Origin of the sequence: Hydrogenophaga aromaticivorans (genome assembly GCF_013387465.1) — a bacterium.
Lineage (GTDB): Bacteria > Pseudomonadota > Gammaproteobacteria > Burkholderiales > Burkholderiaceae_C > Hydrogenophaga > Hydrogenophaga aromaticivorans.
Window position 1 is genome coordinate 307,180 of the sequence record NZ_VYGV01000001.1, and the last position, 26,267, is coordinate 333,446.

At 68.0% G+C, this 26,267-nt stretch carries 28 protein-coding genes; 11 read left to right on the forward strand and 17 right to left on the reverse strand.

The window, feature by feature from the left end; all coding sequences use genetic code 11:
* Positions 1–3: 3 nt before the first annotated feature.
* The 3 genes from ltaE to trpE are packed head-to-tail and all read right to left on the reverse strand — an operon-like array spanning position 4 to position 3,181.
* Entirely contained in the window at positions 4–1,077 is a 1,074-nt protein-coding gene (gene ltaE, locus F3K02_RS01465) for a low-specificity L-threonine aldolase (RefSeq protein ID WP_177132517.1), read from the reverse strand.
* The gene (locus F3K02_RS01470; protein WP_177132519.1) at positions 1,074–1,676 is read right to left on the reverse strand and encodes an anthranilate synthase component II; all 603 of its coding nucleotides are present in this window, start codon (positions 1,674–1,676) and stop codon (positions 1,074–1,076) included. Before F3K02_RS01470 ends, ltaE begins: the two co-directional genes overlap by 4 nt.
* Before the next feature lie 5 nt (positions 1,677–1,681).
* The gene (trpE, locus tag F3K02_RS01475) at positions 1,682–3,181 is read right to left on the reverse strand and encodes an anthranilate synthase component I (RefSeq protein WP_177132521.1); all 1,500 of its coding nucleotides are present in this window, start codon (positions 3,179–3,181) and stop codon (positions 1,682–1,684) included.
* A gap of 424 nt (positions 3,182–3,605) precedes the next feature.
* On the opposite strand from trpE, the gene F3K02_RS01480 reads away from it, so the two are divergent.
* Positions 3,606–4,214 (forward strand): chalcone isomerase family protein, encoded by a 609-nt coding sequence (locus F3K02_RS01480; RefSeq protein ID WP_177132781.1) that lies wholly within the window; start codon positions 3,606–3,608, stop codon positions 4,212–4,214.
* A gap of 95 nt (positions 4,215–4,309) precedes the next feature.
* Here the strand turns inward: F3K02_RS01480 and gph are convergent, their stop codons facing one another.
* Complete coding sequence (gph, locus tag F3K02_RS01485; protein ID WP_177132523.1) at positions 4,310–5,005, reverse strand: phosphoglycolate phosphatase; 696 nt, start codon at positions 5,003–5,005, stop codon at positions 4,310–4,312.
* Positions 5,005–5,682: a ribulose-phosphate 3-epimerase gene (gene rpe, locus F3K02_RS01490; protein WP_177132525.1), complete on the reverse strand. Its 678-nt coding sequence runs from the start codon at positions 5,680–5,682 to the stop codon at positions 5,005–5,007. Before rpe ends, gph begins: the two co-directional genes overlap by 1 nt.
* An 85-nt stretch (positions 5,683–5,767) precedes the next feature.
* Here rpe and apaG point away from each other — a divergent pair, with 85 nt between their 5' ends.
* The 5 genes from apaG to F3K02_RS01515 all read left to right on the forward strand — a co-directional run bounded on the left by apaG (position 5,768) and on the right by F3K02_RS01515 (position 10,589).
* The gene (gene apaG / locus F3K02_RS01495; protein ID WP_177132530.1) at positions 5,768–6,169 is read left to right on the forward strand and encodes a Co2+/Mg2+ efflux protein ApaG; all 402 of its coding nucleotides are present in this window, start codon (positions 5,768–5,770) and stop codon (positions 6,167–6,169) included.
* Positions 6,170–6,218: 49 nt separating this feature from the next.
* On the forward strand, positions 6,219–8,444 hold the full coding sequence (locus F3K02_RS01500) for a site-specific recombinase (protein ID WP_177132532.1): 2,226 nt from the start codon (positions 6,219–6,221) through the stop codon (positions 8,442–8,444).
* Positions 8,441–9,451 carry a thiamine-phosphate kinase gene (thiL, locus tag F3K02_RS01505; RefSeq protein ID WP_177132534.1) on the forward strand — a complete coding sequence of 337 codons (1,011 nt, stop codon included), beginning with the start codon at positions 8,441–8,443 and terminating at the stop codon, positions 9,449–9,451. Before F3K02_RS01500 ends, thiL begins: the two co-directional genes overlap by 4 nt.
* 112 nt (positions 9,452–9,563) lie before the next feature.
* Positions 9,564–10,055: a phosphatidylglycerophosphatase A family protein gene (locus F3K02_RS01510; RefSeq protein ID WP_177132783.1), complete on the forward strand. Its 492-nt coding sequence runs from the start codon at positions 9,564–9,566 to the stop codon at positions 10,053–10,055.
* 48 nt (positions 10,056–10,103) lie between these two features.
* Positions 10,104–10,589, forward strand: coding sequence for a CinA family protein (locus F3K02_RS01515; protein WP_177132536.1), 486 nt, complete (start codon positions 10,104–10,106; stop codon positions 10,587–10,589).
* A gap of 5 nt (positions 10,590–10,594) precedes the next feature.
* Here the strand turns inward: F3K02_RS01515 and F3K02_RS01520 are convergent, their stop codons facing one another.
* Positions 10,595–11,758 (reverse strand): Acg family FMN-binding oxidoreductase, encoded by a 1,164-nt coding sequence (locus F3K02_RS01520; RefSeq protein WP_177132538.1) that lies wholly within the window; start codon positions 11,756–11,758, stop codon positions 10,595–10,597.
* 118 nt (positions 11,759–11,876) lie between these two features.
* Here F3K02_RS01520 and F3K02_RS01525 point away from each other — a divergent pair, with 118 nt between their 5' ends.
* From F3K02_RS01525 to F3K02_RS01535, 3 genes are all read left to right on the forward strand, one after another.
* Complete coding sequence (locus tag F3K02_RS01525) at positions 11,877–12,767, forward strand: LysR family transcriptional regulator (protein WP_177132540.1); 891 nt, start codon at positions 11,877–11,879, stop codon at positions 12,765–12,767.
* An 11-nt stretch (positions 12,768–12,778) separates the two neighbouring features.
* Complete coding sequence (locus F3K02_RS01530; RefSeq protein ID WP_177132542.1) at positions 12,779–13,924, forward strand: DNA alkylation repair protein; 1,146 nt, start codon at positions 12,779–12,781, stop codon at positions 13,922–13,924.
* A 207-nt stretch (positions 13,925–14,131) separates the two neighbouring features.
* Entirely contained in the window at positions 14,132–14,599 is a 468-nt protein-coding gene (locus F3K02_RS01535) for a CZB domain-containing protein (RefSeq protein ID WP_177132544.1), read from the forward strand.
* A 151-nt stretch (positions 14,600–14,750) separates the two neighbouring features.
* Here F3K02_RS01535 and F3K02_RS01540 read toward each other — a convergent pair whose 3' ends face one another.
* The gene (locus F3K02_RS01540; RefSeq protein WP_177132785.1) at positions 14,751–15,557 is read right to left on the reverse strand and encodes a YecA/YgfB family protein; all 807 of its coding nucleotides are present in this window, start codon (positions 15,555–15,557) and stop codon (positions 14,751–14,753) included.
* 391 nt (positions 15,558–15,948) lie between these two features.
* A complete protein-coding gene (locus F3K02_RS01545; RefSeq protein ID WP_177132546.1) occupies positions 15,949–16,803 on the reverse strand; it encodes an SDR family oxidoreductase in 855 nt (284 codons plus the stop codon).
* A gap of 88 nt (positions 16,804–16,891) precedes the next feature.
* On the opposite strand from F3K02_RS01545, the gene F3K02_RS01550 reads away from it, so the two are divergent.
* Both F3K02_RS01550 and F3K02_RS01555 read left to right on the forward strand, forming a co-directional pair.
* Positions 16,892–17,353, forward strand: a complete 462-nt coding sequence (locus F3K02_RS01550) for a winged helix-turn-helix transcriptional regulator (protein ID WP_177132548.1) — start codon at positions 16,892–16,894, stop codon at positions 17,351–17,353.
* Positions 17,350–17,595 carry a hypothetical protein gene (locus F3K02_RS01555; RefSeq protein WP_177132549.1) on the forward strand — a complete coding sequence of 82 codons (246 nt, stop codon included), beginning with the start codon at positions 17,350–17,352 and terminating at the stop codon, positions 17,593–17,595. Before F3K02_RS01550 ends, F3K02_RS01555 begins: the two co-directional genes overlap by 4 nt.
* A 9-nt stretch (positions 17,596–17,604) precedes the next feature.
* On the opposite strand, the gene F3K02_RS01560 is transcribed toward F3K02_RS01555, so the two are convergent.
* The 9 genes from F3K02_RS01560 to argS all read right to left on the reverse strand — a co-directional run bounded on the left by F3K02_RS01560 (position 17,605) and on the right by argS (position 26,251).
* The gene (locus tag F3K02_RS01560) at positions 17,605–17,997 is read right to left on the reverse strand and encodes a glutaredoxin family protein (RefSeq protein ID WP_177132551.1); all 393 of its coding nucleotides are present in this window, start codon (positions 17,995–17,997) and stop codon (positions 17,605–17,607) included.
* Positions 17,994–18,449: a putative toxin-antitoxin system toxin component, PIN family gene (locus F3K02_RS01565; RefSeq protein WP_177132553.1), complete on the reverse strand. Its 456-nt coding sequence runs from the start codon at positions 18,447–18,449 to the stop codon at positions 17,994–17,996. The genes F3K02_RS01560 and F3K02_RS01565 overlap by 4 nt, the downstream gene beginning before the upstream one ends.
* The gene (locus F3K02_RS01570; protein ID WP_177132555.1) at positions 18,446–19,777 is read right to left on the reverse strand and encodes a THUMP domain-containing protein; all 1,332 of its coding nucleotides are present in this window, start codon (positions 19,775–19,777) and stop codon (positions 18,446–18,448) included. Before F3K02_RS01570 ends, F3K02_RS01565 begins: the two co-directional genes overlap by 4 nt.
* 147 nt (positions 19,778–19,924) lie before the next feature.
* Positions 19,925–21,577, reverse strand: coding sequence for an RNA polymerase factor sigma-54 (gene rpoN / locus F3K02_RS01575; protein ID WP_177132558.1), 1,653 nt, complete (start codon positions 21,575–21,577; stop codon positions 19,925–19,927).
* A 46-nt stretch (positions 21,578–21,623) separates the two neighbouring features.
* The gene (gene lptB / locus F3K02_RS01580) at positions 21,624–22,400 is read right to left on the reverse strand and encodes an LPS export ABC transporter ATP-binding protein (RefSeq protein WP_177132789.1); all 777 of its coding nucleotides are present in this window, start codon (positions 22,398–22,400) and stop codon (positions 21,624–21,626) included.
* A 5-nt stretch (positions 22,401–22,405) separates the two neighbouring features.
* Positions 22,406–23,041 (reverse strand): lipopolysaccharide transport periplasmic protein LptA, encoded by a 636-nt coding sequence (lptA, locus tag F3K02_RS01585; protein ID WP_246309056.1) that lies wholly within the window; start codon positions 23,039–23,041, stop codon positions 22,406–22,408.
* Positions 23,042–23,180: 139 nt separating this feature from the next.
* Positions 23,181–23,819: a thiol:disulfide interchange protein DsbA/DsbL gene (locus tag F3K02_RS01590; protein ID WP_177132560.1), complete on the reverse strand. Its 639-nt coding sequence runs from the start codon at positions 23,817–23,819 to the stop codon at positions 23,181–23,183.
* A 72-nt stretch (positions 23,820–23,891) separates the two neighbouring features.
* Positions 23,892–24,563 carry an SPOR domain-containing protein gene (locus tag F3K02_RS01595; protein WP_177132562.1) on the reverse strand — a complete coding sequence of 224 codons (672 nt, stop codon included), beginning with the start codon at positions 24,561–24,563 and terminating at the stop codon, positions 23,892–23,894.
* A 14-nt stretch (positions 24,564–24,577) separates the two neighbouring features.
* Positions 24,578–26,251 (reverse strand): arginine--tRNA ligase, encoded by a 1,674-nt coding sequence (gene argS, locus F3K02_RS01600; RefSeq protein WP_177132564.1) that lies wholly within the window; start codon positions 26,249–26,251, stop codon positions 24,578–24,580.
* Between the last annotated feature and the right edge of the window lie 16 nt (positions 26,252–26,267).

Here is a 26,267-nt window from a genome sequence, read left to right on the forward strand (position 1 = left end):
TGCTCAGTAGGGGCCGGTACGCGCGGCGCTGGCCGGAACAGCAGGTGCTTCGGCAAAGAAGCGGCGCACGGTGTCGATGGCGCGATCGATGCCCGCCGCGTCCACGTCGAGGTGGGTGACGAAACGCAGGCCGATCAGGCCGGTGGCCAGCACGCCGTGTGCTTTCAGGAAGTCCAGCAGCGTCGGCCCCCGGCCCTCGGCCACATCGACGAAGACGATGTTTGTCTGAGCCGATTTCACGGTCAGTCCCTCGATGCCGCTCAGGCCTTCAGCCAGGCGGCGCGCGTTGACGTGGTCGTCTGCCAGACGGTCCACATGGTGGTCGAGTGCGTGCAGCGCACAGGCCGCCAGCAGGCCGGCCTGGCGCAGCCCGCCGCCCGCCATCTTGCGGATGCGGCGGGCGCTCCGGATCAGCTCCTGCGAACCGCACAGCGCCGAGCCCACCGGCGCGCCGAGCCCCTTGCTGAAGCAGACCGAGAGGCTGTCGAAGTGGTCAGCGATTTCGCGCACACGTGCGTGCACACCCTGCCCGGTGGCGGCCGAGGCCACCGCCGCGTTGAACACCCGCGCGCCGTCCAGGTGCGTGGCCAGCCCGTGTTCGCGCGCCAACGCCGTAGCGTCCCGCAGGTAGTGATCGGGCATCACATGGCCATTCCAGGTGTTCTCCAGGCACAGCAGGCGGGTGCGCGCGAAATGGGGGTCGTCCGGTTTGATGGCGGCACCAATGTCGGCGAGTGCCATGCGGCCCGCGGCGTCCTGCAGCAGCGGCTGCGGCTGCACGCTGCCGAACACGGCTGCGCCACCACCTTCGTAGCGGTAGGTGTGGGCCAGCTGGCCCACGATGTACTCGTCGCCCCGGCCACAGTGCGCCAGGATGCCGCAGAGGTTGCTCTGCGTGCCCGAGGGCATGAAGAGCGCGGCGGCCTTGCCGGTGATGGCGGCAATGCGTTCCTGCAGCGCGTTGACCGTGGGGTCGTCGCCGAACACGTCGTCGCCCAGGGGCGCGGCCATCATGGCAGCGCGCATGGCCTCGGTCGGCTGCGTGACCGTGTCGCTTCTGAGATCAACAGTCTTCATGCAGCCTGCTCCAGGAAGTTCTTGAGCATCGCGTGCCCGTGCTCGGTGAGGATGCTTTCCGGGTGGAACTGCACGCCTTCGATGGCCAGTGTCTTGTGCTTCACGCCCATGATCTCACCGTCGGGTGTCCAGGCCGTGACCTTCAGGCAGTCGGGGCAAGTCTCGCGTTGAATGGCCAGCGAGTGGTAGCGGTTGACGGTGAACTGCTCCGGCAGATCGGCGAACACGCCTTCCTGTGTGGTCGTGATGACGCTGGTCTTGCCGTGCATCAGCTCCTGCGCACGGATGATCTTGCCGCCGAAGGCCGCGCCGATGCTCTGGTGGCCCAGGCACACGCCCAGGATGGGCAGCTTGCCGGCGAAGTGCTGGATCGCCGGCACCGAGATGCCGGCTTCTGCCGGCGAGCAAGGGCCGGGAGAAATGACCAGGCGATCGATCTGGCCGGCATCGAGCCGACGCTGGATCTCGTCGACCGTGATTTCGTCGTTGCGCACCACGGTCACGTCCGCACCGAGTTCACCGAAGTACTGCACGATGTTGTAAGTGAACGAGTCGTAGTTGTCGACCATCAGGAGCTGGATCTTTTTGTTCGTGTTCATGGTGTTCACTCCAGGCCTTCTTCCACCAGCTCCGCCGCACGCAACAGCGCGCGGGCCTTGTGTTCGGTTTCCCTCCACTCCATCTCGGGAATGGAATCAGCCACGACCCCCGCGGCCGCCTGCACGTAGAGCATCTGGTCCTTGATGATGCCGGTGCGGATGGCGATGGCCACGTCCATGTCACCGGCGTAGCTGAGGTAGCCGCAGGCCCCTCCGTAGAGACCGCGCTTGGTGGGCTCCAGCTGGTCGATCAGCTCCATCGCGTGCACCTTGGGCGCGCCGGTCAACGTGCCGGCGGGAAAGGTGGCTTTCAGCACGTCCATGTTCGTCATACCGTCCACCAGCGTGCCTTCGACGTTGCTCACGATGTGCATCACATGGCTGTAGCGCTCCACCGCAAAGGCCTCGGTCACCTTGACGCTGCCGATCTTGGCGATGCGGCCGATGTCGTTGCGCGCCAGGTCGATCAGCATCACGTGTTCGGCGCGCTCTTTCGGGTCGTTCACCAGTTCGATTTCGGTCGCCTTGTCTTTCTCGGGCGTGGCGCCGCGCGGTCGGGTGCCGGCGAGCGGCCGGATGATGACCTTCTGACCCTCATCGACCTGCTCCTGCCGCACCAGGATCTCGGGCGAGGCACCCACCACGTGGAAGTCCCCAAAGTGGTAGTAATACATGTAGGGGCTGGGGTTCAGCGAACGCAGGGCGCGGTACAACGAGAGCGGCGACTCGGTGTAGCGCTTCTTGATGCGTTGTCCCACCTGCACCTGCATGAAGTCGCCGCCGGCGATCAGCTCCTTGGCGCGCTCCACCGCAGCGATGTAGTCGGCTTTGGCAAAGTCGCGTTCGGCCGGGAAACTCTGGCTGGGTTTGACCACCGGCGCGCTCACCGAATACTTCAGCGCTTCCTTCAGTTCGCGCACGCGCTTCTTGGCGTTGGCGTAGGCCTCGGGCTGGGCCGGGTCGGCGTAGACGATCAGGTAGAGCTTGCCCGAGAGGTTGTCGATGACCGCCAGCTCTTCGCACTGCAGCAGCAGGATGTCGGGGCAGCCCAGGGTGTCGGGCGGGCAACTGGCTTCGAGCTTCTTCTCGATGTAGCGCACCGCGTCGTAGCCGAAGTAACCGGCCAGACCGCCGCAAAAACGCGGCAGCCCAGGCCGCAGCGCCACCTTGAAGCGCTGCTGGTAGGCGGCGATGAAGTCCAGCGGATTGCCGTAGTTGATTTCCACCACCACGCCGTCGCGCACCACCTCGGTTTTGGCCTCGGCGCCGAAGCCGCTGGCCCGCAGCAGCGTGCGCGCGGGCAGGCCGATGAAGCTGTAGCGGCCGAAGCGCTCGCCGCCGACGACGGATTCGAGCAGGAAGCTGTATTTGCCGTCGCCACGCCCGTGGGCGAGCTTGAGGTACAGCGAGAGCGGGGTTTCGAGGTCAGCGAAGGCCTCGGCCATCAGCGGGATGCGGTTGTAGCCCTGGCTGGCCAGGCTCTTGAATTCGAGTTCGGTGATCATGTTCAGACGCTCCATCGGCTTCTGGCTGCGCCGCAGCGGGGGAAACCGTTTTTCTGGGGGTCCCGGTCAGACCGGCTGCCGGGTTCGGGGAGTGGGGTGGCGCGGGCGGGTCAACAGGGGCGGACCGGAACCAGCGCACCTCCGGGGGGAGTGCACGTTTACGCTGGCTTGCGCCAGGGCCAGGCTCCCCGGCCATTGCGGCTCGGCAGAATGCCCGTCAGGGATGTGCGTGGGTTGAACATGGGGCCAAAGTGTAGCAAAGCCGCCGCGAAAAACCCGCGTACCCTGACTGCACGCTTTGGTTCTACGGTTGAACCCTGTTGCCGGAGTCCGGGCGGACCGTCAGAATCCGGTTTTTACGAACGGCCGTTCTTTTTTTAACCGTCCGACAGCCCGGACCGCCCAAAGGCACACCGCCATGAACATGCCCCATCGGGTTTTGCGTACCCTGCCCACCGCACTCCTGGCGCTTGCAGCGATCCTGAGCCTCGCACCCGGGCTCTCGCGCGCGGCCACCGTCGACGTGGCCGGCGTCCAGCTGGAAGACCGCATCACCGTCAACGGCAGCCCGTTGCAGCTCAACGGCGCGGGCGTGCGCTACAAGGCGGTGTTCAAGGTCTACACCGCCGGCCTGTACCTGGGCCAGAAAGCCACCACCACCGAACAGGTGCTGGCCGCGCCCGGCCCCAGGCGCATGACCATCACCATGCTGCGCGACATCGATTCGGCTGAGCTGGGCAAGCTGTTTTCGCGCGGCATGGAAGACAACATGGAGCGCAGTGCGTTTTCCAAGCTGATCCCCGGCGTGATCCGCATGAGCCAGGTGTTCACCGACCACAAGAAGCTGCTCGCGGGCGAAACCTTCGTGCTCGACTGGGTGCCGGGCACCGGCACCGTGCTCACGGTCAAGGGCAAGGTCGAGGGTGAACCGTTCAAGGAGCCCGAGTTCTTCAACGCGCTGATGCGCATCTGGCTCGGCCCCAAGCCGGCGGACTGGCAGCTCAAGGATGCACTGCTGGGCAAGAAAAAGTAAATCACTTCGGCCCCCAGCGTCCGCCGCTGCGCGGGTCGCTGCCTCCCGAGGGGGTGCGGCCTTGCCTGGGGCGGCCCGGCGCTGCGGGGGTCGGGTCAGTCCAGCAGCTCGACCAGCGAGCCGATCAACCGGTCGTGCGGCGCTTCGGCGATCGGGTCGCCGTGGTTGTAGCCGTAGTTGACCAGCGCCACCGGGCAGCCGGCCGCGCGCGCGGCGATGCCGTCGTTCTGCGAGTCACCCACCATCAGGGTCTGCGCCGGCAAGGTGCCCAGCGCTTCGCAGGTTTTCAGCAGCGGCAACGGGTCGGGCTTCTTGCGCTCGAAGCTGTCGCCGCCGAACACCTGGGAAAAGAACCCGTCCAGGCCCTTGATCTCCAGCAGCGCCTGCGCAAACGCCAGCGGCTTGTTGGTCAGGCAGGCCATCGGCAGGCCCGTGGCCTGCAGGCGCTGCAGACCTTCCAGCACCCCCGGGTACACCTCCGAATGTTGGCCGTTGATGAACAGGTAGTGGTGCTGGTAACGCTCCAGCGCCAGTTCACCCACCTGTTCGCGCGGCCAGCTCAGCGCCACACCGGCGGCGGCCACCACCTCGGGCAGGGCCAGCTGGTGGTCCAGAACGGTGCGCACCAGGTGCTCGGAGCCCTTGCCCACCGAGCGCTCGACCATCAAACGATCCACCGGTGGCAGACCGATGTCCTCCAGCGTGTGGTTGAGCGCGACGACGAAGTCGCCCAGCGTGTCGACCATCGTGCCGTCGAGGTCGACGATCACGGCCTTGATGCCCGCCAGCATCAAGCGAGCGCCTTGCGCATCTCGTCGATGACACTTTTGTAGTCCGGCTTGCCAAAGATCGCGCTGCCGGCCACAAAGGTGTCGGCACCCGCGTCGGCCACGCGGCGGATGTTGTCGGCCTTGATGCCGCCGTCCACCTCCAGGCGGATGTCCTTGCCGCTGGCTTCGATGCGCTTGCGGGCCGCTTCGATCTTGCGCAGCGCGGAGTCGATGAAGCTCTGACCGCCGAAGCCGGGGTTCACGCTCATGATCAGGATCAGGTCGATGTCGTCGATCAGGTAGTCCAGCACGTCCAGCGGCTCGGCCGGGTTGAAGGTGAGGCCGGCCTTGCAGCCTTTGGCCTTGATCGCCTGCACGCTGCGGTGCACATGGGCCGAAGCGTCGGGGTGGAAGCTCACCAGGTCGGCACCGGCATCGATGAAGGCGCCCGCGAGTGCGTCCACCGGCTGGATCATCAGGTGCACGTCGATCGGCACCGGGGTGCCGTCGGGCTTCCTGGCGTGCGGTTTCAGGGCCTGGCAGACCATGGGCCCGAAGGTCAGGTTGGGCACGTAGTGGTTGTCCATCACGTCGAAATGGATCCAGTCGGCGCCGGCAGCGATGACGTTTTTCACCTCTTCGCCCAGGCGGGCGAAGTCGGCGGAGAGGATGGACGGGGCGATGCGGTAGGTGGTCATGGCGCGTGGAGGGGTTGGAAACGGAACTGGCGCCGATTTTCGCAGGCCCGGCAAGGATTTGCCGCGCCGCGTTAACATGCCGCTCATGTCGAAATACCAGTTGACCTGCGAGGTCGAACCCCAGTACCTGAGCGAGCAGTCCACGCCCGACGAGGACCTCTACGCCTTCGCGTACACCATCACCATCACCAACACCGGGGATGTGACGGCGCAGCTGATCTCGCGCCACTGGATCATCGACGATGCCCGGGGCCACACCGAAGAGGTCAAAGGCCTGGGCGTGGTGGGCAACCAGCCGCTGCTGCGCCCCGGCGAATCGTTCCAGTACACCAGCGGCACGCGCCTGCACACACCCAACGGCACCATGCGGGGCAGTTTTTTCTGCGTCGCCGAAGACGGCGAGCGGTTTGAGGCCCCGGTGCCCGAATTTGCGCTCAGCGCCAGCGCTTCCGACACGGGTCCGGGCACGGCCCGCGTGCTCCACTGAGCACCGCCGGCCGCGGCGCCGGCCAGCGGGCGCCCTCCTCGACGCTTTCATGACGCTCACCGAACTGCTCGACACGCTGGACCCCGCGGCGCCCCTGGCCCGGCGCCATCTCTGGCTGATGGACGCCCTGCGCTGGGTGCGCGGCGAAGCCGAAGACCCTCAGGCCAGCGTGGGGCGCGTGCGCCAGCTGCTGGCCACGGTCCGTGAAGACCCTGCCTGGCTGAACCGCTGGCACCGCTGGTGGGCCCGTTTCCTGCAGACGGTGGACCTCACGCCGCTGCTGGCCGACTTCGGCTTTGCCCCGCGCACGGCCTTCCTGAGCGAGCTCGGTCACCGCCTGCGCCGCAAGCTGCTGCCCGGCACCCCCGAAACCAGCGACATCACCGACCTGTTCGGGCTCCTGCTGCCGAGCCGCTTTGACGTGCGCTGGCTGCAGGCACTGGACACCCGGACACTGGAAGAGCTCCGCCAGGTGCTGCTCAGCGACACCCCCGCGGCGCCCGATGCGCAGGTCCCGACGCACTGGCAGGCGACCCTGCTGGATGCGCTCGTCTTTTGCGTCGGCCAGGTCAGCGCCACCGGTTTCGCCAGCGAAGTCCGTGGCCGCATGAGCCACGAGGAGCGGGCCCGGCGCGCCTTTCACGCCCTGCCGGTGCAGGTCGAGGCCGTGCGCCGCAGCGCCCTGCGCCACGGTGCGCGCAGCGGACAGGTGCGCCACGAGGTGGACAAGCTGCGCCGGCAGCTCGATGTGTGCCGCGTCGCGGCCCAGTCGGTCTATGCGCACCTGGACGAACACGGCGTGTCGGTCGGCATCGTGTTCCGGCTGCGGCAGCTGGCCGAACGCATCTTGCGCATCCAGCAGCTGCTTGACTGCATGCTCGCCGACCAGCCCGACCGGGCCACAGCCGCACTGCTGGCCGATCTGGCCCTGCTCGGACAGGACAACCGCAGCATCCGGGCGCTGATCGCCCACAGTTCCGGTCTCACGGCGGCCAAGGTGGCCGAACGCAGCGCCGAAACCGGCGAGCAGTACATCACGCGCAACGCCGCCGAGTACCGCCAGATGCTGGGCATGGCCGCGGGCGGCGGCGCCGTGCTGGGCCTGACCACCTGGGCCAAGTTCGGCGTCATCGCGCTGTCGCTCTCGGCCTTCTGGGCCGGCTTCGCGGCCGGTCTGAACTACGCACTGTCCTTCGTGCTGATCCAGTTGCTGCATTTCACCGTGGCCACCAAACAGCCCGCCGTGACCGCCCCGGCCATGGTCGCCAAACTGCGCAACATCCACGAAACGGGCGCGGTGCGGCGCTTTGTGGACGAAGTGGCCCACCTGCTGCGCTCGCAGGTTGCGGCCATCCTGGGCAACGTCGGCCTGGTGGTGCCGGTGGTGGTGCTGATCAGCATCGCTCTGTTGCAGGCCACGGGCGCGCCGATGATCGGTGCGGACCAGGCCGCCCACGTGGTGGACTCGCTGCACCTGCTCGGGCCGAGCGCACTGTTCGCGGCGTTCACCGGCGTGCTGCTGTTCGCCTCCAGCATCATCGCCGGCTGGGTCGAGAACTGGTTTGTCTACTACCGCCTCGACTCCGCCATCCGCTACAACCCGCGTTTCACGCGCGCGCTGGGCGCCGAGCGGGCTGCGCGATGGGCGAAGTTTTTCCGCGACAACATCTCCGGCCTGGCCGCCAACATCTCGCTGGGCTTCATGCTCGGCCTGGTGCCGGCGTTTGCCCAGTTCTTCGGCCTCGGGCTCGACATCCGCCACGTGACCCTGGCAGCGGGTCAGCTCGCAGCGGCCGCGGTCACGCTGGGATCGGCGGCGCTGGTCGACCCCGGCTTCTGGTGGGCGGTCGCCGGCGTGGTCGCCATCGGACCGCTGAACCTGGTGGTCAGCTTCTACCTCGCGTTCCGCCTGGCCCTGAAGGCGCAGAACATCAACGACGTCAACCGCAGCCTGATCCACCTCGCCCTGCGCCGCCGCCTGCGCAGCCATCCGCTGGGGTTCTTCCTGCCCCCGCGCACCGAGGTCGCGCCGCCGGCCGAAGACGTCAGCGACATCGAAGCCGCCTGGACCGCCGACTCCCGGCGCGATGCCATGGACGAAGCCAGCCGGCGCTGGGCCGAGGCCTACCTGGCGCGCACGGCCGACGGCAGCGCTCTTGCCGACGACCCCTGGGAACGCGGCATCGCCGGCCCGAGCGCTGGGGTGCCCGACACAACCGGGGTGCCCGCCACGGGTGGCGCATCGGCGCGCCAGACCGACCCGAGCACCCCATGACACCCCGGGAAAATCCACCGGTCACCGCCGGTGGCGAATTCGACCTCATCCGGCGGCACTTCCAACGCACTGCGCCGCCCTCGGTCGCCGCCGTTGCGCTGGGCATCGGTGACGACTGCGCCTTGCTGCAGCCCAGCCCCGGTGGCCTGCTCGCCGTCTCCAGCGACATGCTGGTCGAGGGCGTGCACTTCTTTCCTGACGCAGCGCCCGAGGCGCTCGGCCACAAGGCCCTGGCCGTCAACCTCAGCGACCTCGCGGCCATGGGCGCGCACCCGCTGGGCTTCACGCTCGCGCTGGCCCTGCCCCGGGTGGACGACGCCTGGCTCACGGCGTTCTCGCGCGGTCTCTTCGCGCTGGCCGACGCCCACGCCTGCCCACTGGTCGGCGGCGACACCACACGCGGACCGCTCAATCTCTGCATCACCATCTTCGGCGAGCTGCGGCCGGGCCAGGCACTGCGGCGCGACGCGGCGCAGGCGGGCGACGACCTCTACCTCAGCGGCGCGGTCGGTGAGGCCCGGCTGGCGCTGGAACTGCTGCGGGGCACCCCTTGGGCCACCGCCCACAGCGGACCCGGTGCCCTGTCCCGGCTGCGCGAACGGCTGGAGCGTCCGGCGCCCCGCGTGGCGCTCGGCCAGGCGCTGGCGGGCCTGGCCCACGCGGCCATCGACGTGAGCGATGGTCTCGCGGGCGATCTCGGCCACATCCTGCGTGCCAGCCGTGTCGGTGCGCACCTGGAACTGGCGGCCCTGCCCCTGCCACCCGACCTGGCGGGCCTGCCCGAGGACCGGCGGTTCGAATGCCTGCTGCATGGGGGCGACGACTACGAACTGCTCTTCACGGCAGCGCCCGGTGATCGGGAGCGGGTGCAAGCCGCGGCCCGCGCCAGCCAGACGCCGGTGCACCGCATCGGCTGCATCACGCCCAACGCCGGTCAACTGCGCCTGATCGGCACGCAGGGCCAGACCGTGGCCGTGCCCACCCGCGGGTTCGACCACTTCGCCTGACCGGCCCCCTGCGGCCTGCCCCGCACCCGCGTTCCATAATCGGTCCATGATGGTTGACACCGATCTCCCTCCGCGCGAGACCCCCGCGCGGCCCGCCGCAGACCCTGCCCCGATGGCACGGCCGACCCTGCGTTTTCTGTTCGCCCACCCGGCGCATTTCATCGCCCTCGGCGCGGGTTCGGGGCTGGCCCGCTGGGCCCCCGGCACCGTGGGCACGCTCTGGGCCTGGGCCGTGTTCGCGTTGCTGCAGCCCTCGATGTCCCACGCCGGCTGGGCCACCCTGATCGGGCTGGGCACGCTGATCGGCTGGTGGGCCTGCACCGTGACCGCGGTGCACATGCGCATCGCCGATTCAGGCCACATCGTCTGGGACGAAGTGGTCGCCTTCTGGCTGGTGCTCTGGCTGGTGTCGCCCACCAGCTTCTGGGGGCAGCTCTATGCGTTTGTCTTGTTCCGCGTGTTCGACGCCGTGAAGATCGGTCCCATGGCCTGGGCCGACCGGACCTTCAAGGGCTTCGGCCCACGCGGCGGCTTCGGTATCCTGCTCGACGATTTTGCGGCGGCGCTCTGCACGCTGCTGGTGATCGCGATCTGGAAGTATTAGGACCACCCCCATCGCTTGCTCGCTGCGCGTAGCCGCACCCTTGCTTTCATGAACACACCGTCCATTTCCCCATTGGTCGAACAACTGGCCACCACACTCAAGGCGCGTGGCCAGATGATGGCCACGGCCGAGAGCTGCACCGGTGGTCTCATCGCGGGCGCCTGCACCGAAATCAGCGGGTCGAGCGACTGGTTTGAACGCGGCTTCGTGACCTATTCCAACGCCGCCAAGACCGAGCTGTTGGGCGTGCCGGCGGTGTTGATCGAGGCGCACGGCGCGGTGAGCGAACCGGTGGCGCGTGCCATGGCGGCGGGGGCTTTGGCCCATGCCCATGTGCACTGGGCGGTGGCCGTGACCGGTGTCGCCGGCCCCACCGGCGGCAGCCCCGAAAAACCCGTCGGCACCGTGTGGTTCGGCTGGGCCACGCCGACCGGCGTCTCGACCGAACACCGCCACTTCGACGGCGACCGCGCCGCCGTGCGCCAGGCCACCGTCGCTCACGCCCTCGCCGGGTTGTTGCAGCGCCTGGCCTGAGCCCCTCAGGCCTTGGGCGGCAGGATGTGTGCTTCAACCCCTCGCCGAGGCGCCGGCCCCACCGGCGGCGCGTAACCGAGTCGTGCCCACATCTGCACCGTGTGGCTTGCCGGGGGTGCGGCCAGCAGCCCGTGGATCGCGGCGTAGGGGCCCGCCTGCTCCGGATACTCCTCCAGCGCCTGCTGCAAGGGGTGCATGGACAGGCCCTGGGCCGTCGCCGCCAGTTGCGCCCGCACGTAGGCCCGGCCCGCGTTGATCTGGGTGCGGCGGTCGTTGCCCTCGGTCACCATCCAGAAAAACGCCGGTGTGCTGGCCAGTTTGGCGTTGAAGTCGTCGATCTGACCGCTCACGGCCATGCTGTCCGGCGCCGACGGTTGGCTGCGGTCAAACAAGCCCAATGCGGTGATGGCGCGGAGCAGCGGATCGTTGATGGCGATGCCGTCGCGGTGCTGCGTGATCTCCCGGGGACCGATGCGCAGCACCTGGTAAGACTCCAGCAGCGTGCGTGGCGTGCTCATCTCGATGCGCCAGGCTTCCATGGCGATGGCCCGGTGGCGCTGCAGCAGTTCGGGTTGTGCGCCGTCGATGAACCCCACGCGCACCCCGTGGGGCGCCACGCTCGACGCCACGGCCTGCACCGCGGCGGCCTCTGGCGCCCGCTGCCCGTAGGCTTCGCGGTTGGTGTGGCGGTGGAAGATCTGGGCAAACAGCGGATCGGGCCGCACCGCGGCATCGGGCACCAGGCGCAGCCGCGCCGTCGGCCGACCATCCACCGAGCGCGCATCGAAAACACTTTCAGGGAACAGCTCGACCTCGGCGCGCAAGCCCCGCTGCCGCGCGGCCAGATCGAGCAGCTCCAGAAACGTGCCCTGGCTCATCATCATCTGGCGGGCGTACGGGTCGGTCTCGGGCAACAGGCGGGTTCGGTCCAGGAACAGCGTGATCTGGTCGGCCACACCCAGATCCACCAGCCAGGACTGCAGGTTGTGCGAATGCGGCGCCAGCACCGCGTGCGCCAGCAGCCAGCGCCGCACGTCACCGGTTTCCTGCGGGGGCGTCCAGGCCTGCAGGGCCTCGGACGGCAGCTCGGCGCTGCAGCCCGCCACGCCGGCGGTGGCGGCCAGCACCACACCGCCCCCGGCGATCCGGACAAACTGTCTGCGTTGCATGAAGAACCTCCTGTCAGACCAGAGCCCGTATCGGTGGCATCGCGCCGATGCCGTGGTCCATTGTGGAACCCGGAGAGCGCCCGCACAATACAGAAACAGGCGTACCAGCTATTCAGTCATGAATACCCACCATTTCAACTGGAACCTTGTGCCGGCCTTTCTGGCGGCCCACGAACACGGCAGCCTGCTGGCCGCCGCCCGGGCACTGGGCAGCAGCCAGCCCACCGTGGGCCGACACATCAGCGAGCTGGAGACGCAGCTGGGCACGGTGCTGTTCGAGCGCACAGGCCGCGGCCTGGCGCCCACACCCGCCGGCCTGCGTCTGGCCGAAGCGGCGCGCGCCATGGAATCGGGCGCGCTGGCGCTGCTGAGCAGCGTGGGCGCGTCGCGGTCCACGCTCGAAGGCACGGTGCGGATTTCGGCCAGCCAGCCTGTTGCCTGCGTGCTGCTGCCTCCGCTGCTGGCCCAGATGCGCCAGACCCTGCCCGGCATCCAGGTGGAACTCGTCGCCAGCAACGCGGTGAGCAACCTGCTGCGCCGCGAGGCCGACATCGCGCTGCGCATGGTGCGCCCCGTTCAGGCCTCGCTGGTGGCGCGGCGCATTGGCCAGGTGGGTCTGAGCGCCTGCGCGCACCGCGACTACCTCGCCCGCCGCGGCACACCGGCCGAACCCGCCGACCTGTTGCAGCACGACCTCGTGGGCAACGATCAGGTGATGGACATTCCGCGCGGTTTTGCCGCCCTCGGGCACGACGTGCCACGCGAACGCCTCGTGCTGCGCACCGACGACCTGATGGCCTACTGGAGTGCGGTGCGCGCGGGAATGGGCATTGGCTTCGTGGCCGACTACCTGCTGCGCACCGACCCGGCGGTGCAGCGGGTGCTGCCGCAATTGCGCATCCCGCCACTGCCGATCTGGCTCACGGTGCACCGCGAGATCCGCAGCAGCGCGCGCATCCGCGCCGTGTACGATTTCCTTGCACAGGCCGTGCCACAGACCCTCCTCTGAACCACCACCCCATGGCCGAACCCTTCAAGAACCTCATCAACGCCGGCACGGTCGCCCGCGCCGGGCAACACCTGCAGCGCGTCTGGCCCGGTTTCGACCGCCCGCGCTTCGAACAATCTGCCGGCCACGGGCTGGAAGCCCTCGAATTCAAGGCCCGCGCCATGCAGCTCGCCGATGCGCTGGAGGCCACGCTGCCGCCCGACTTCGAGGCCGCGGCCGACCTGCTCGAAGCCAGTCTGGCACCCCCGATCCCGCTCGACGCCCAGGGCGAACCTTCGGCGCTGAGCGCTGCGCAGAGCGAAGCCGGTCTCTCGGGCTGGGTGGTCTGGTCCATGGGCGACTACGTGGCGCGCCGCGGCATGACCGATGTACCGCGCGCCCTGCGCTGCCTGCACGCGCTCACGCAGCGTTTCTCGGCCGAGTTCGCGATCCGCCCCTTCATCCAGCGGCATCCCGACGCCACCCTGACCACGATCAGCACCTGGGTGAACGACCCCAGCGCCCACGTGCGCCGGCTCGTGAGCGAGGGCAGCCGCCCGCGCCTGCCCTGGGGTCTGCGGCTGCAGGCGCTGGTGGCCGACCCGGCCCCCACGCTGCCGCTGCTGCGCGCCCTGCAGGACGACCCCAGCGCCTACGTGCGACGCAGCGTGGCCAACCACCTGAACGACATCGCCAAGGACCACCCCGAGCTGGTCGCCGACTGGGTGCACCAACACCTGCTTACCGCCAGCCCGGCGCGCACGGCCCTGTTGCGCCACGCCAGCCGCAGCCTGATCAAACGGGGCCACGCGCCCACCCTGTCCGCCTGGGGTCTGGGCCAGGGCCTGCGGGGCACGGTCTCGCTCAGCCTCTCGGCCACCCGCGCCGCCGTGGGCGGCGAGATCGCGCTGGCGGTCTCGCTGGCGTCCAGCAGCCCAGAGCCACAGGACCTGTTGGTGGACTACGTGGTGCACCACGTGCGCGCCAACGGGTCCACCTCGCCCAAGGTGTTCAAGGGCTGGAAGCTCACGCTGGGCCCCGGCGAGCAGCGCACACTGGGCAAACGCCACAGCCTGCGCCCGGTCACCACGCGCGTGCTCTACCCCGGCCCGCACCGCATCGAACTGCAGGTGAACGGCCAGACGCTGGCCCAGGCGGACTTTGAGCTGCTGAACTGATGCCGCCGTCCGTCCCTCGGATCGGCCCACTCAGTGTGCAATGCGTCACACCACTGATGCATCCACACCAAAAAATGGCACCCCCAAGGCCGGTGTTGTCACTTCTGACAGGCTGCCCGCGTCCCGTTTGGCCCGCGCCACTAAGGTGACGGGTTGCACCCGCTGGCCCACGGAGCGATGGCGGGGCCTTGTCACACACCCCAAGCCATGAGATTCCAGCAACTGCTTCAACGCCTGCCCTGGCTGCTCTCGTTCATGCCCAACCGTTCCGCGCCGGGGGCATCGCGTCTGTCCACGCCGGGCCCGACCACCGCGCTGCGGCCCGAGCGCCTCGACACCCAGGCAGCGGTCATTCACCACCTGGAATGGTGCGTGCTCTTCAACGAACATCTGGCGGTGGATTCGACCCAGACCCACGACATCAGGCCGCTGCCCGATGCGCACCACTGCGATCTCGGCCAGTGGCTGGCCCGGATGCACCCGCGCATGGCCGACCGGGACCCACGCTTTCTCGACCTGCAGCAGGAGCACCTCCGGCTTCACACCATGGCGTCTCAGGCGCTGGCGCTGGCCCGCAACAACCGCATGGCCCGCGCGAGCACCCTGCTCAACACCGAGTTCGAGCGCAGCCGCGCGCGGGTGCTGACCCTGTTGCGCGAGATGCAGAAGAGTTGACACCCCCTGCGCCGCTGCGCGGCTTCCCCCCAGGGGGACCACGCCCTTGAACCGGCGAAGCCGGATCCTCGGCGTGTGCTGGAAGCGCGCCCGCGTGAACGCTGGGTTGAGACCCCGTCTCACGCGCCAAGAGCCAACACCACTGCCGGGCTCAGGCGCCGTGGCACTTTTTGTATTTCTTCCCGCTGCCGCAGGGGCAGGGATCGTTGCGGCCGGGTTCGTCCGCCTTGCGTGCCGGCTCCACGCGCGGCCCCAGGCTCTGCCAGATCTGGCGCAGGTCGTACACCGCCCAGATCGCCGCACCAAACGCATTCAGGCGCTCGTCGCTCACGCTCGGCGGGCCATCTTCGCTGTGCATGCACACCGTGGGTTCGTCGGTGTCGTCTTCGGTCAGGACCACGATCGCTTCCAGCGCATCGTTGAGCATGGCCACGACTTCCTTGTCGCGCGGCTCGGCCCATTCTTCGGCCCAGTTTTCCACCACGAACATGAAGCCCAACGCCCAGACCTGCGCAAACGCTGGCAGCTCCTGATCGCCGATTTCGGCGCGTTCCGCCTCGGGCAAACCCGCGACGGCGCCGCGCACGTCCATCACCTCGGGGTGGTAGCTGCGTTCGTCCTCCAGCGTTTCCACATTCGCACCCAGCGCGCTGGCCACCTCGTTCCAGCGGCGTGTCCAGAGGGTCATGAACTGCGCGTATTGCGCCTCATCGGCGAACCAGGTGTCACCCTCTTCGCCGCTGGCCACACCGGGCTGGCTGTCGCCCGTGCCCAGCAACAGGGGCAGGAACTCGTCGGGCAACACCAGGCGGCGCGTGCACAGCAGCGCGGCCATGGCGCCTTCGCAGAACTCCCACTGCGGCACGTCTTCGCCGCGCGTGCGCAGGTCGTCCAGGATGGCGTCCAGCGCATCAAAGTCTTCGTTGTCCATCGGCTGGATCGGGGTGTCAGAGGTCATGTTGAAACGGGGTCGGGTTTTACGGTGCGGGCAGTGTAGTCCCTTGCCCCACAGGCCGTGCACCTTGCCGAACTCACCCCAGAGGGTCAGCACCGGGCAGCGCAACCGGCGCGCGTGATCGCGCTCGTCGTCCTCAAATTCGCGGCTCGCCGCCGCCCGGTGGTTCTCCAGACCGGCGCGGATGGTGTCGGGAAGGCTGAAGGCGCGCAGGTTGATGCATGCCATTGGCCAGGACCGTGCGGTGGTCCATCCCGGTCATGAAGTGCATGGGGCTTGCCTCCATCCCGGTGTTCGACGCATCAAAGCAGGTGCCCGGCATTGTGCGAGCAGGCGCCTGAAAGACCAGGACCCGGGCGGGCCACACCCGGGCGGAACTTCGACCGCTGGCCCGTCAAGCCGCCAGAGCGGCCTTCACCACATCGGCCAGCGGCGTGGTCGGGCGGCCGATGAGCTGGCTGAGCTGGTGGCCGTCGTCGAACAGGCCGCCTTTGGAGGCACCCACGTCGGAGTCGGCCAGCAGCGCGGCGAAGCCTTCGGGCAGGCCCACCTGCATGAGCGCCGCCTTGTACTCGGCCTCGGGCATGTCCTTGTAGACCACCGGCTTGCCGGACTGTCGGGCGATCTCGGCGGCGAGATCGGCCAGGGTGTAGGCGGTATCGCCGGCCAGTTCGTACACCTTGCCGGCCTGACCTTCTTTCGTGAGCACAGCGGCCGCAGCGGCGGCGTAATCAGCGCGCGCGGCGGAGGCGATGCGGCCGTCTTTCGCACTGCCCATGACCGCACCGTATTGCACGGCGGCGCCGACGCTGCCGGTGTAGTTTTCGGTGTACCAGCTGTTGCGCAGCAGCACGAAGGGAATGCCCGAATCGCGCAGCATGGTTTCGGTCGCCTTGTGTTCTGCGGCCAGGCCGAGCGGCGAGCTGTCGGCGCGCAGGATGCTGGTGTAGGCGAGCAGCTTCACGCCAGCATTCTTTGCGGCGGCGATGACGGCGGCGTGTTGCGGGGCGCGCTGGCCGACTTCACTGGACGAGATCAGCAGCAGCTTGTCCACGCCCTGGAAGGCGGCTTCGAGCGTGGCGGGCTGGGCGTAGTCGGCCTGGCGCACCTGCAGGCCGAGCGCGGCGAGGTCGGCGGCTTTTTCAGGGCTGCGCACGGCGGCCACGATCTGGCCGGCGGGCACGGACTTGAGCAGGTTCTGGATGACGAGGCGGCCGAGCTGGCCGGTGGCGCCGGTGATGGCAATCATGGAAAAACTCCTTGTGTGGAAACGATGAGGAGCGGAGAATACCGACCTAACAAACTTTTTGTAAGTACGTACATAAAGGTAAGTACCCATGCGCGCCACCGATTCGTCCGCCCCTGACCAGGCCCCCGCCATTGCCACCTTGATGGAGCGCGGCGAGCTGTTTGCGGCCGAGTGCCCCTCGCGCGCCGTGCTGCAGCACGTGACCAGCCGCTGGGGCGTGCTGGTGCTGGTGGCGCTGCTGGCGGGCACGCACCGCTTCAGCGACCTGCGCCGCAAGATCGGCGGCGTGAGCGAGAAGATGCTGGCGCAGACGCTGCAGTGGCTGGAGGGCGATGGCTTCGTGCTGCGCACGCAGTACCCGGTGGTGCCGCCGCATGTGGAATACAGCCTCACGCCGATGGGCGTGGAGGTGGCGCGTCAGGTGGAAGGCCTGGCGGACTGGATCGAGGGCAACCTCGGCCGCATCCTGAGCGGGCGGCGCGAGCGGGCCGATGCGCGGGCGGTCACGCCTCTGCCCGGCGTGCGCGCCGGTGTGCGGACCCCTGCATGAGTGCCGCGCCGGGACCTTTGAGTCTGCACCCGGTGAACGATGGCGTGTTTGCCGTGCTGGACGCCGCCGGCCAGCCCGTGGGCAACCTGAAGCGCATCGGCGCGGTGTGGAAATTCAAGGCCGTGGGCACCACCGCGCTGGGTGAGGTGGTGCCCGGCGGCGGACCGCTGACGGAGCGGCACAACATGGTGTTTGAGCGGCCGGATGCGGCCGAGGTGAGCGCTGGCTTGCTGGCCGGCTGAGCCTGCGGCTCAGGTCGTGGCGAAACGCCCGCGCAGGTAGCCGATGATCGCGGCCGAATCGACCAGCCACTGGCTCTTGCCAGACGCATCGGTGATCTTCAGGCAAGGCACCTTGGTCGCTCCGCTGCCTTGTTGCAGTTCGGCGCGGTGGGTGGCGTTGTGCTGGGCGTCGCGCTGCTCGATGGGCAGCGAGAGGCGGCGCATTTCCTGCCGCACCTTGATGCAGAACGGGCAGGTGCTGAACTGGTACAGCGCGAGGTTCTGGCACTGCAGATTCACGGTGGTCTGGGCGGCGGGCTCGCGCACCACGCCTTTCGGCTGGGTGAGCCGCTCTTTCAGCAGCATGAACGGGCCGAGCACGGCGCGCACGGTTTTGAAGAAGGCGCGGACGATGGTTTTCATGGGGTGATGGGTTGGGGTTGAATGGCGGCGGGCGCCCATTGGCGGTTCACGCTCACACCGAGTGTGGCCAGCCGTTTGGCCATGCACAGCACGGCCTTGTCTTTGCTCAGCAGCACGGCCGTGTGGGCAACGGCCAGGTCGATGAACTGCTGGTCGTCGGCGTCCTTGCAGGTGAAGGGCGCCTTGGGGGCGATGTCGGCGAGCTGGACGCGGGCGTCGAAGGCGGCGAGCACGGCCTCGGCGGTCAGGGACCGGGCCTCCAGGCGTTTGACCACCTGCGGGTAGGCCAGCACGCGGCGCAATTCTTCGCGCATGACGGGCGTGGCCAGCCAGCGGCTCTGCGGCTTGGCCAGGGTCGCGCGCAGCGGCAGCGTGGCCGGGTCTTCGTAGACGAAGAGGTCGAGCACGACGTTGGTGTCGAGCACCAGCGTCACCGGATCCGTTCTGCTCATGCCGCCGGCGGAGTGTCTGGGGCACGCCTTGCGGTGAGATCAAACCGGAACAGCCGGCACTCGATCGGGCCGTTCCACAGCGGTACGCGGCGCGATTCCTTGAAGCGCATCTTGCCGGGCAGCTTGAGGTCGGGCGTGAGCAGCCAGGCGCTCCAGCCGGCGTAGTGGCTTTTCCAGTGGGCAGCGAGTTGCTGGAAGAACTCGCTGCCGTCGCCGCCGTCGGTCATCTGCGCGCTCTCACGGCCCAGGCCGGGCGCGGGGGGCGCGGCCTTGCCGGCGGTGAAGGTGCGGGGGGCGCGCGGCTCCATGCGCTGGGCGCGGGCACTGGCGTTTTCTCCAGCCACACCGGCCGCGGCGATGCGCTCGCCGTAGGGCGGGTTGAGCAGCATCACACCGGGCTTCTGGGTGGGGGGCAAACGCTGCAGCGCGTCGCCGCCGCGCAGCTCGATGGCGTGCGCCACACCCGCGCGCTCGGCGTTGCGCTGCGCGAAATCGACCATGCGGAACGAGACGTCGCTGCCAAAGACCATGGGAGCGTGGCCCTCGGGCCAGTCGCGCATGTCGCGCTCGGCTTCGTCCTGGATCGCGGTCCACACGTGTTGCTGGAACGGCAGCATCTTTTCAAACGCAAAGCGGCGCAGCATCCCGGGCGGGATGTTGAGCGCGATCTGAGCCGCCTCGATCACCACCGTGCCGCTGCCACAGCAGGGGTCGTACAGCGGGGTGATGTCGTCCAGCGTTTGTGCCTCGCCGCCGTTCCAGCCGGTGGCGGCGATCATCGCCGCGGCCAGCGTTTCCTTCAGCGGCGCGTCGCCCTTGTCTTCGCGCCAGCCGCGCTTGAACAGCGGCTCGCCGGAGGTGTCGATGTAGAGCGTGAGTTCGTCGGTGGTGAGGTGGGCGTAGATGCGCACGTCGGGCCAGGTGGTGTCCACGCTGGGGCGCTCGCCGCGTTTGTCGCGGAAGCGGTCGCAGATGGCGTCCTTGATCTTCAGTGCCGCGAAGTTGAGGCTGGTCAGCGGGCTGTGCTGCGCCGTGATCTCGACCTTGATGGTCTGCTGCGGCGTGAACCAGATTTCCCAGGCGATCTCGCCCGCGGCGTTGTACAGGTCCTGCTCGCCGCGGTAGCCGCCGTGCCACAGCTGCACCAATACCCGTTGAGAGAGTCGGCTGTGCAGGTTCAGGCGCATGGCGTCGCGCCACGAGGCCTTGATGCCCACACCGCCGCGTGCCTTGAAGGCCAGCGGTTCGTTGGTGATGCGCTGCACCTCGTCGGCGAGCATGTCCTCCACGCCAGCGGCGCAGGGGAGAAAGAGTTTGAGCTGGTTCACGGCAGGTACTGAAGGTGTTGAGCGCGGGTGCGTCCGCAGGTGGCGATTACGCGCGCCAGTTTCCAGCCCGCACCACGGAACTGGCTTTGCCAGGCCGCGGGTGCGGCTCCCCTTGATGGGAGAGACGCGAAGCGGCGCAGGGGGTGTTCACAGCGCTTTGCGCAGGTTCGCCGGCGCAATGCGCAGCGCCTCGCGGTACTTGGCCACGGTGCGGCGCGCGCATTCGATGCCCTGCTCCTTGAGCAGGTCGGAGAGTTGGTTGTCGGACAGCGGCTTCTTCGGCTCTTCGGAGGCGATGAACTGCTTGAGCAGGGCGCGCACCGCGGTGCTGGACGCGTTGCCCCCGGTTTCGGTACCGAGCGAGGAGCCGAAGAAGTACTTGAGTTCGTAGGTGCCGAACGGCGTGGCCATGTACTTGGCGGTGGTCACGCGGCTGATGGTGGACTCGTGCAGGCCGAGTTCGTCGGCGATCTCGCGCAGCACCAGCGGTCGCATGGCGAGTTCGCCGTGCATGAAGAAATTGCGCTGGCGCTCGACGATGGCCGAGGACACACGCAGGATGGTGTCGAAGCGCTGCTGGATGTTCTTGATGAACCAGCGCGCTTCCTGCAGCCGCTGCTGCATGGCGGCGTGGCCGGCTTCGCCGCCGTTGTCGCGACCGCCGCGGTTTTGCCGCATGGCGTTGGCGTAGACATCGTGCACGCGCAGGCGCGGCATCACGTCGGGATTCAGGATGACCTTGAAACCCCGGCCGGCGCGCGTGACGATGACGTCGGGCACGACCACGTTGCGCTCGACATCGATGAAGCGGCGCCCGGGTTTGGGTTCCAGCCGGGCGATGATGGCCAGCGCGGCGCGGGCGGTTTCATCGTCAATGCCGCACAGGGCACACAGGCGCTTGATGTCGCGTTTGGCCACCAGTTCCATCGACTGGTTGCAGATGGCCAGCGCCGCGCGCGCTTCGGGGGAGTTGCGCAGCTCTTCGATCTGCAGCCGCAGGCATTCGCCGAGGTTGCGCGCGCCCACACCGGTGGGCTCCATGTGCTGCAGCCAGCCCAGGGCCATGCGCAACTGGGCTTCAGCAGCCTCCAGCTCTTCGATCCCGGGAGCGGCCGCCTCGCGGCCGTGCATGAGCCGCCAGAAACCCAGGGCGAGCTCGGCCAGGTCGTCTTCCAGGTAGGCGTCGTCGTTGAGCGACTCGATCAGGAAATACAGCGCCGCCTGGTCTTCGTCACTCAGCCGCAGACAACGGGCCTGCTCGTGCAAGTGGTCCTGCAGACTGACGGGACTGCGGGCCAGGTCGGCGGCGCTGGCGGTTTCGTCGTCGTCACCGCCCGAGCCGCTGTTGCGCGCGGGTGCGTCACCACCCCATTCGCTGTCGTCGGGCGCCATCTCGACCGTGCCGTCGCCTTCCCAGCTTTCTTCCACCGGGGTGGCGCCGTCGAGTCGGCTCTCGATCTCGTCGCCGGAGCCGCTGTCGGCAGGCGCGTCGGACGTGCTGCTGACGCGGTCGGGCAGCGGGCCGTCGTATTCGGCCGGCGCGGCCACCGCGTCGGCCACCGGCAGCGCGGCTTCAGCGATCTGTTCGCCCGCGCTCACGGGCGCATCAACCTGCTCCAGACCGAAGGCTTCGCGCTCGGCGATGTCTTCGGTGCGCTCCAGAAACGGGTTTTCGTCGAGCATCTGCTCGACCTCCTGCGCCATTTCCAGCGTGGAGAGTTGCAGCAGCCGGATCGACTGCTGCAACTGGGGCGTGAGCGCCAGGTGCTGCGAAACACGCAGGGACAGGCCTTGCTTCATGCTTCAGGCCTGTGCAGGATGGGGAAACCGGCGGCGCATTGCACCATCACATGCGGAAGTTCTCGCCGAGGTACACACGGCGTACTTCGGCGTTTTCGATGATCTCGGCCGTCGTGCCGCTGGCCAGGACGTGACCGTCGCTGATGATGTAGGCGTGGTCGCAGATGCCCAGGGTTTCGCGCACGTTGTGGTCGGTGATCAGCACACCGATGCCGCGGGACTTCAGGAAACCGATGATGTGCTGGATCTCCAGCACGGCAATCGGGTCGATGCCGGCAAAGGGTTCGTCCAGCAGGATGAAACGCGGGCGCGTGGCCAGGGCGCGGGCAATCTCCACCCGGCGCCGCTCGCCGCCGGACAGGGCGGGCGCGGGCGAATCGCGCAGATGGTCCACCCGCAGGTCCTTGAGCAGTTCATCAAGCCGGCTGGCGATTTCAGGTTCGCTCAGGGCATGGCCGTCCACATCGTGCTGCAACTCCAGCACGGCGCGCACATTTTGCGCCACCGTGAGCTTGCGGAAGATCGAGGCTTCCTGGGGCAGGTAACCCAGGCCCATGCGGGCACGGCGGTGGATCGGCAGGGCTTCGATGCGCTGGCCGTCGAGCAGGATCTGCCCACCATCGGCGCGCAGCAGGCCCACGATCATGTAGAACGAGGTGGTCTTGCCCGCGCCGTTGGGGCCCAGCAAGCCGACCACTTCACCTTTGTCGACCTTGAGGGAGACATCCTTGACCACCTTGCGGCTGCCATAGGCCTTCATCAGACCCTGAACTTCCAGACTGCTGCGCACCGCCATCGCCGGTGGCGTGCTGGCCATGGGCATGGTCGTCACTTCTTCTTCTCGTTGAGATTGGTGCTGGGGCGCAGTTGGGCAGGATCGGTCGCGGGAGCGGGTGCCGTCTCTGCCTCCGGAATGGGTGTCAGCATCGCCCGCACCCGCCCGGAGGGGTTGGCGGCGGTGCGGTTGGCGGGGCCACCCTTGACAGTGAACACCTCGGTCAGGCTGTTGTAGGTGATCTGGTTGCCCACGCTTTCGTCGTTGAGCTGGGTGCCACGGTAGCGGCGCAGCACGGCGCTGCCGGTGAACACCACGGTCTGGGCCTTGCCGTCGTATTCGATGCGCTCGCCCTCGCCTTCGATCCACTCGTCCAGGCCCTCGCGCTTCTGGCGGAAAAAGCCAGGCGCCGCCGCCGTGCCGGTCACCACGCCGAACTGGTTGCCCTGCGGGTCCTGGCGCACGTCCATCTTGCTGCCCCGCATGACGATGGTGCCCTTGGTGATCAGGACGTTGCCGGTGAAGACGCTGGTCTGCCGCGTGTCTTCGTAGCGCAGCGAGTCCGCTTCGATGTTCATGGGCTTGTCTTTGTCGGCCAGCTCCGCCTGGGCCGCGCCTGCCAGCACCAGACCGGCCATCAAGGCCAGGAAGCGAAGGGTCCATCGGGGGGAAAAGTGGTGTGTGGGCATGGCTTTAGTGGGGCACAAATCTTGCATTCATTGTAACGGCGCAAAGCCGACTTGTTGGCGATCGGCGCTCAATCGACAGCCCCTGAAAACACAAGACCCGCCAGATGCGGGTCTTGTCTCGAGCTGGGGAAAGCGAAGATCAGGTTTTGCGCGCTTCGACGATGAGCGAATCGGCAATCAGCATGGTGCGCGGCCCCTGTCCGCCGATGTAGAAACGGCCCGCCACACCCAGTGCCGGCGTGCCCTCCACGTCGTACGCGTTCTGCAGCGCAGTGGCGGCCTCGGCCATCTTCACGGCGCTGCCGTTGTAGAAGCCGATGAACTTTTCACGGTCGACACCCTGCTTTTCCACCCACGCGGTGATGGCCGGCGCCGTGGTCAGCGGCAAGCGCTCTTCGTGAAAGGCCTTGAACACCTTTTCGTGCAAGGTGCCGACCAGGCCCATGGCCTCCAGCGCGAAATACAGGCGCTGCATGGGCACGAACGCCTGGGTGAACGCCACCGGCACACGACGCATCTTCACGTCGGCGGGCAGCTTCTGGATCCAGGCGTTGAGCAGCGGTTCGAAATTGAAACAATGGATGCAGGAGTAGGCAAAAAACTCCACCACCTCCACCTGTCCGGGCGGCGTGCTGACCGGCACCGGCTGGCTCAGGCGGACATAGTCCTTGCCTTCCTTGAACCCGACGCGCTGGGCCCATGCGGGGCTGATGCCAAGGCCACTGGCGGCGAGGGCACCGGCAGCCAGCAGGGAACGGGAAATATCGCGGCGTTGCATCGAATCAAACTCCTTGTGTTGGCCTGCTTGGTCTCAAGGGCCCGGGCAAAAGTTCCGGAACACGCACCGGTCTCAGCGCTGAACGCGCACCAGGGCGGCTTCCACCCCGTTGATTTCGAGCTGCTCCAGTGTCGCGTCGGCCATGGCTTTCTGGTTGAAAGGTCCGATACGCACCCGGAAAACGGCGCGCCCGGACTGTTCCCGCTCGCTGATGTCGGCCGCCATGCCCAGCATGGCGAGACGCGCGCGCTGGGCTTCGGCTTCTTCGGGTGCGCGGAAAGCGCCCGCCTGCACGAAGTACGTGAAAGGATCGGCCGCCGGCGCGCCGGCCGGCGGGGCTGCCCCATTGGCGGCACCGGTGCGCGAGCGCATCAGTTCACCGAGGGGATCGGCCTGCGTGGGCGGCGTTGCCGGCTGCGGGGCGACGGGCTTGCCAGCGGCCGGGCTTCCCGCCGGTGCGGCCACGACCGGCGCGGGCGCCGGGTCCGGGATCACCACCGGTGGCGGCACGGTCGCCGGGCTGGTGGCCAGGCCGGCGTTCGGGTTCCAGCCCTTGTTGCGCTCGGCTTCCTCCACATCCTGCGCCGGCTTGCGCGACACGCCCCGGTCGACAAAAGGCACCGGGACGCGCGTGACGTACACCGCCACCGACAGCGCAATGCCCAGCCCCACGAGCAGGCCGATCACGAAGCCCGTGAGCGTGCCGCCAAAGTGTTTCCGGGCCAGCAGGGTAGGTTTTTTCATGGGGAACATCAGCTTCACATCTTTTGCGGGGCGCTCACGCCCAGCACCGCCAGACCATTGTGCAACACCTGCGCGGTGGCCTTGACCAGCGCCAGGCGGGCCAGCTTCACCGCCTCGTCGTCCACCAGGATGCGCTCGGCGTCGTAGTAGCTGTGGTAACTCGCGGCGAGCTCGCGCAGGTAGAAAGTGACGTCGTGCGGCGCGAAGTCGCGCGCGGCGTCGCTCAGCATGGCGGGGTATTTGGCCAGCAGCAGCATCAGCGCCTGGGCGGCCGGGCTGTCCAGCACAGAGAGATCCACACCGCTCAACGTCGCCGGGTCGCCGCCCCAGGAAGCCAGCACCGAGCAGATGCGCGCGTGCGCGTACTGCACGTAATAGACCGGGTTGTCGTTGTTCTTCTGCACGGCCAGGTCGACGTCGAAGGTGTATTCGGTGTCGGGCTTGCGGCTGAGCAGGAAGAAACGCACCGCGTCCTTACTGGTCCATTCGATCAGGTCGCGCAGCGTCACGTAGCTGCCGGCGCGTTTGCTGATCTTCACCTCTTCGCCGCCCTTGACCACGCGCACCATGGTGTGCAGCACGTAGTCGGGGTAGCCCTCTGGAATGCCCACGCCCGCGGCCTGCAGGCCGGCGCGCACGCGAGCAATCGTGCCGTGGTGGTCGGTGCCCTGGATGTTGATCACCTTGGTGAAGCCGCGCTCCCACTTGCTGATGTGGTACGCCACGTCGGGCACGAAGTAGGTGTACGAACCGTCGCCCTTGCGCATGACGCGGTCCTTGTCGTCGCCGTAGTCGGTGGACCTGAGCCAGAGCGCGCCGTCGAGTTCGTAGGTCTTGCCGGCGTCGCGCAGCTTCTGCACCGTGGCGTCGACCTTGCCGCTGGTGTAGAGGCTGGATTCGAGGTAGTAGTGGTCGAACTTGACGGCGAAGGCCTGCAGGTCGAGGTCCTGCTCATGGCGCAGGTAGGCCACGGCGAAGAGGCGGATGTCGTCCAGCGCGTCCACGTCGCCGCTGGCGGTGAACTCGCGGTCGTCGGAGTGCACCGTCTTCTTCGCCAGGTAGTCGTTGGCGATGTCCTGGATGTAGTCGCCGTTGTAGGCGGCTTCGGGCCACTCCGCGTCGCCGGGCTTGAAGCCTTTGGCGCGCAGCTGTGTGCTGTTGGCGAGCGTCCCGATCTGCACGCCCGCGTCGTTGTAATAGAACTCGCGGTACACGTCCCAGCCCTGCGTCTGGTACAGGCTGCAGATGGCGTCGCCCAGCGCGGCCTGGCGGCCGTGGCCCACGTGCAGCGGGCCGGTCGGGTTGGCCGAAACGAACTCGACCATCAGGCGCTGGCCGTTGCTGGGCGCCATGCCGAAGCGCTCGCCGCCTTCCAGCACTTCTTTCACGATCTGCTGCTTGGCAGCGGGCTTCAGGCGGATGTTGATGAAGCCGGGGCCGGCGATGTCGATGTCGCTCACCCACTGCTGGTACACCGGCATCGCCAGCAGCGCCGTGCGCAGCGATTCGCCGACCTGGCGCGGGTTGAGCTTGAGCGGCTTGGCCAGCTGCATGGCCGCGGTGACAGCGAAATCGCCGTGCGCCGCCACCTTGGGCGATTCGAAGGCGGCCTTGGCGCCCGCGCCGGGCGAGAGCGCGTCCAGCGCGGTGGCCAGACCGGCCAGCAGTTCCTGTTTGATCTTGAGCATAGGGATGGGATTTTAG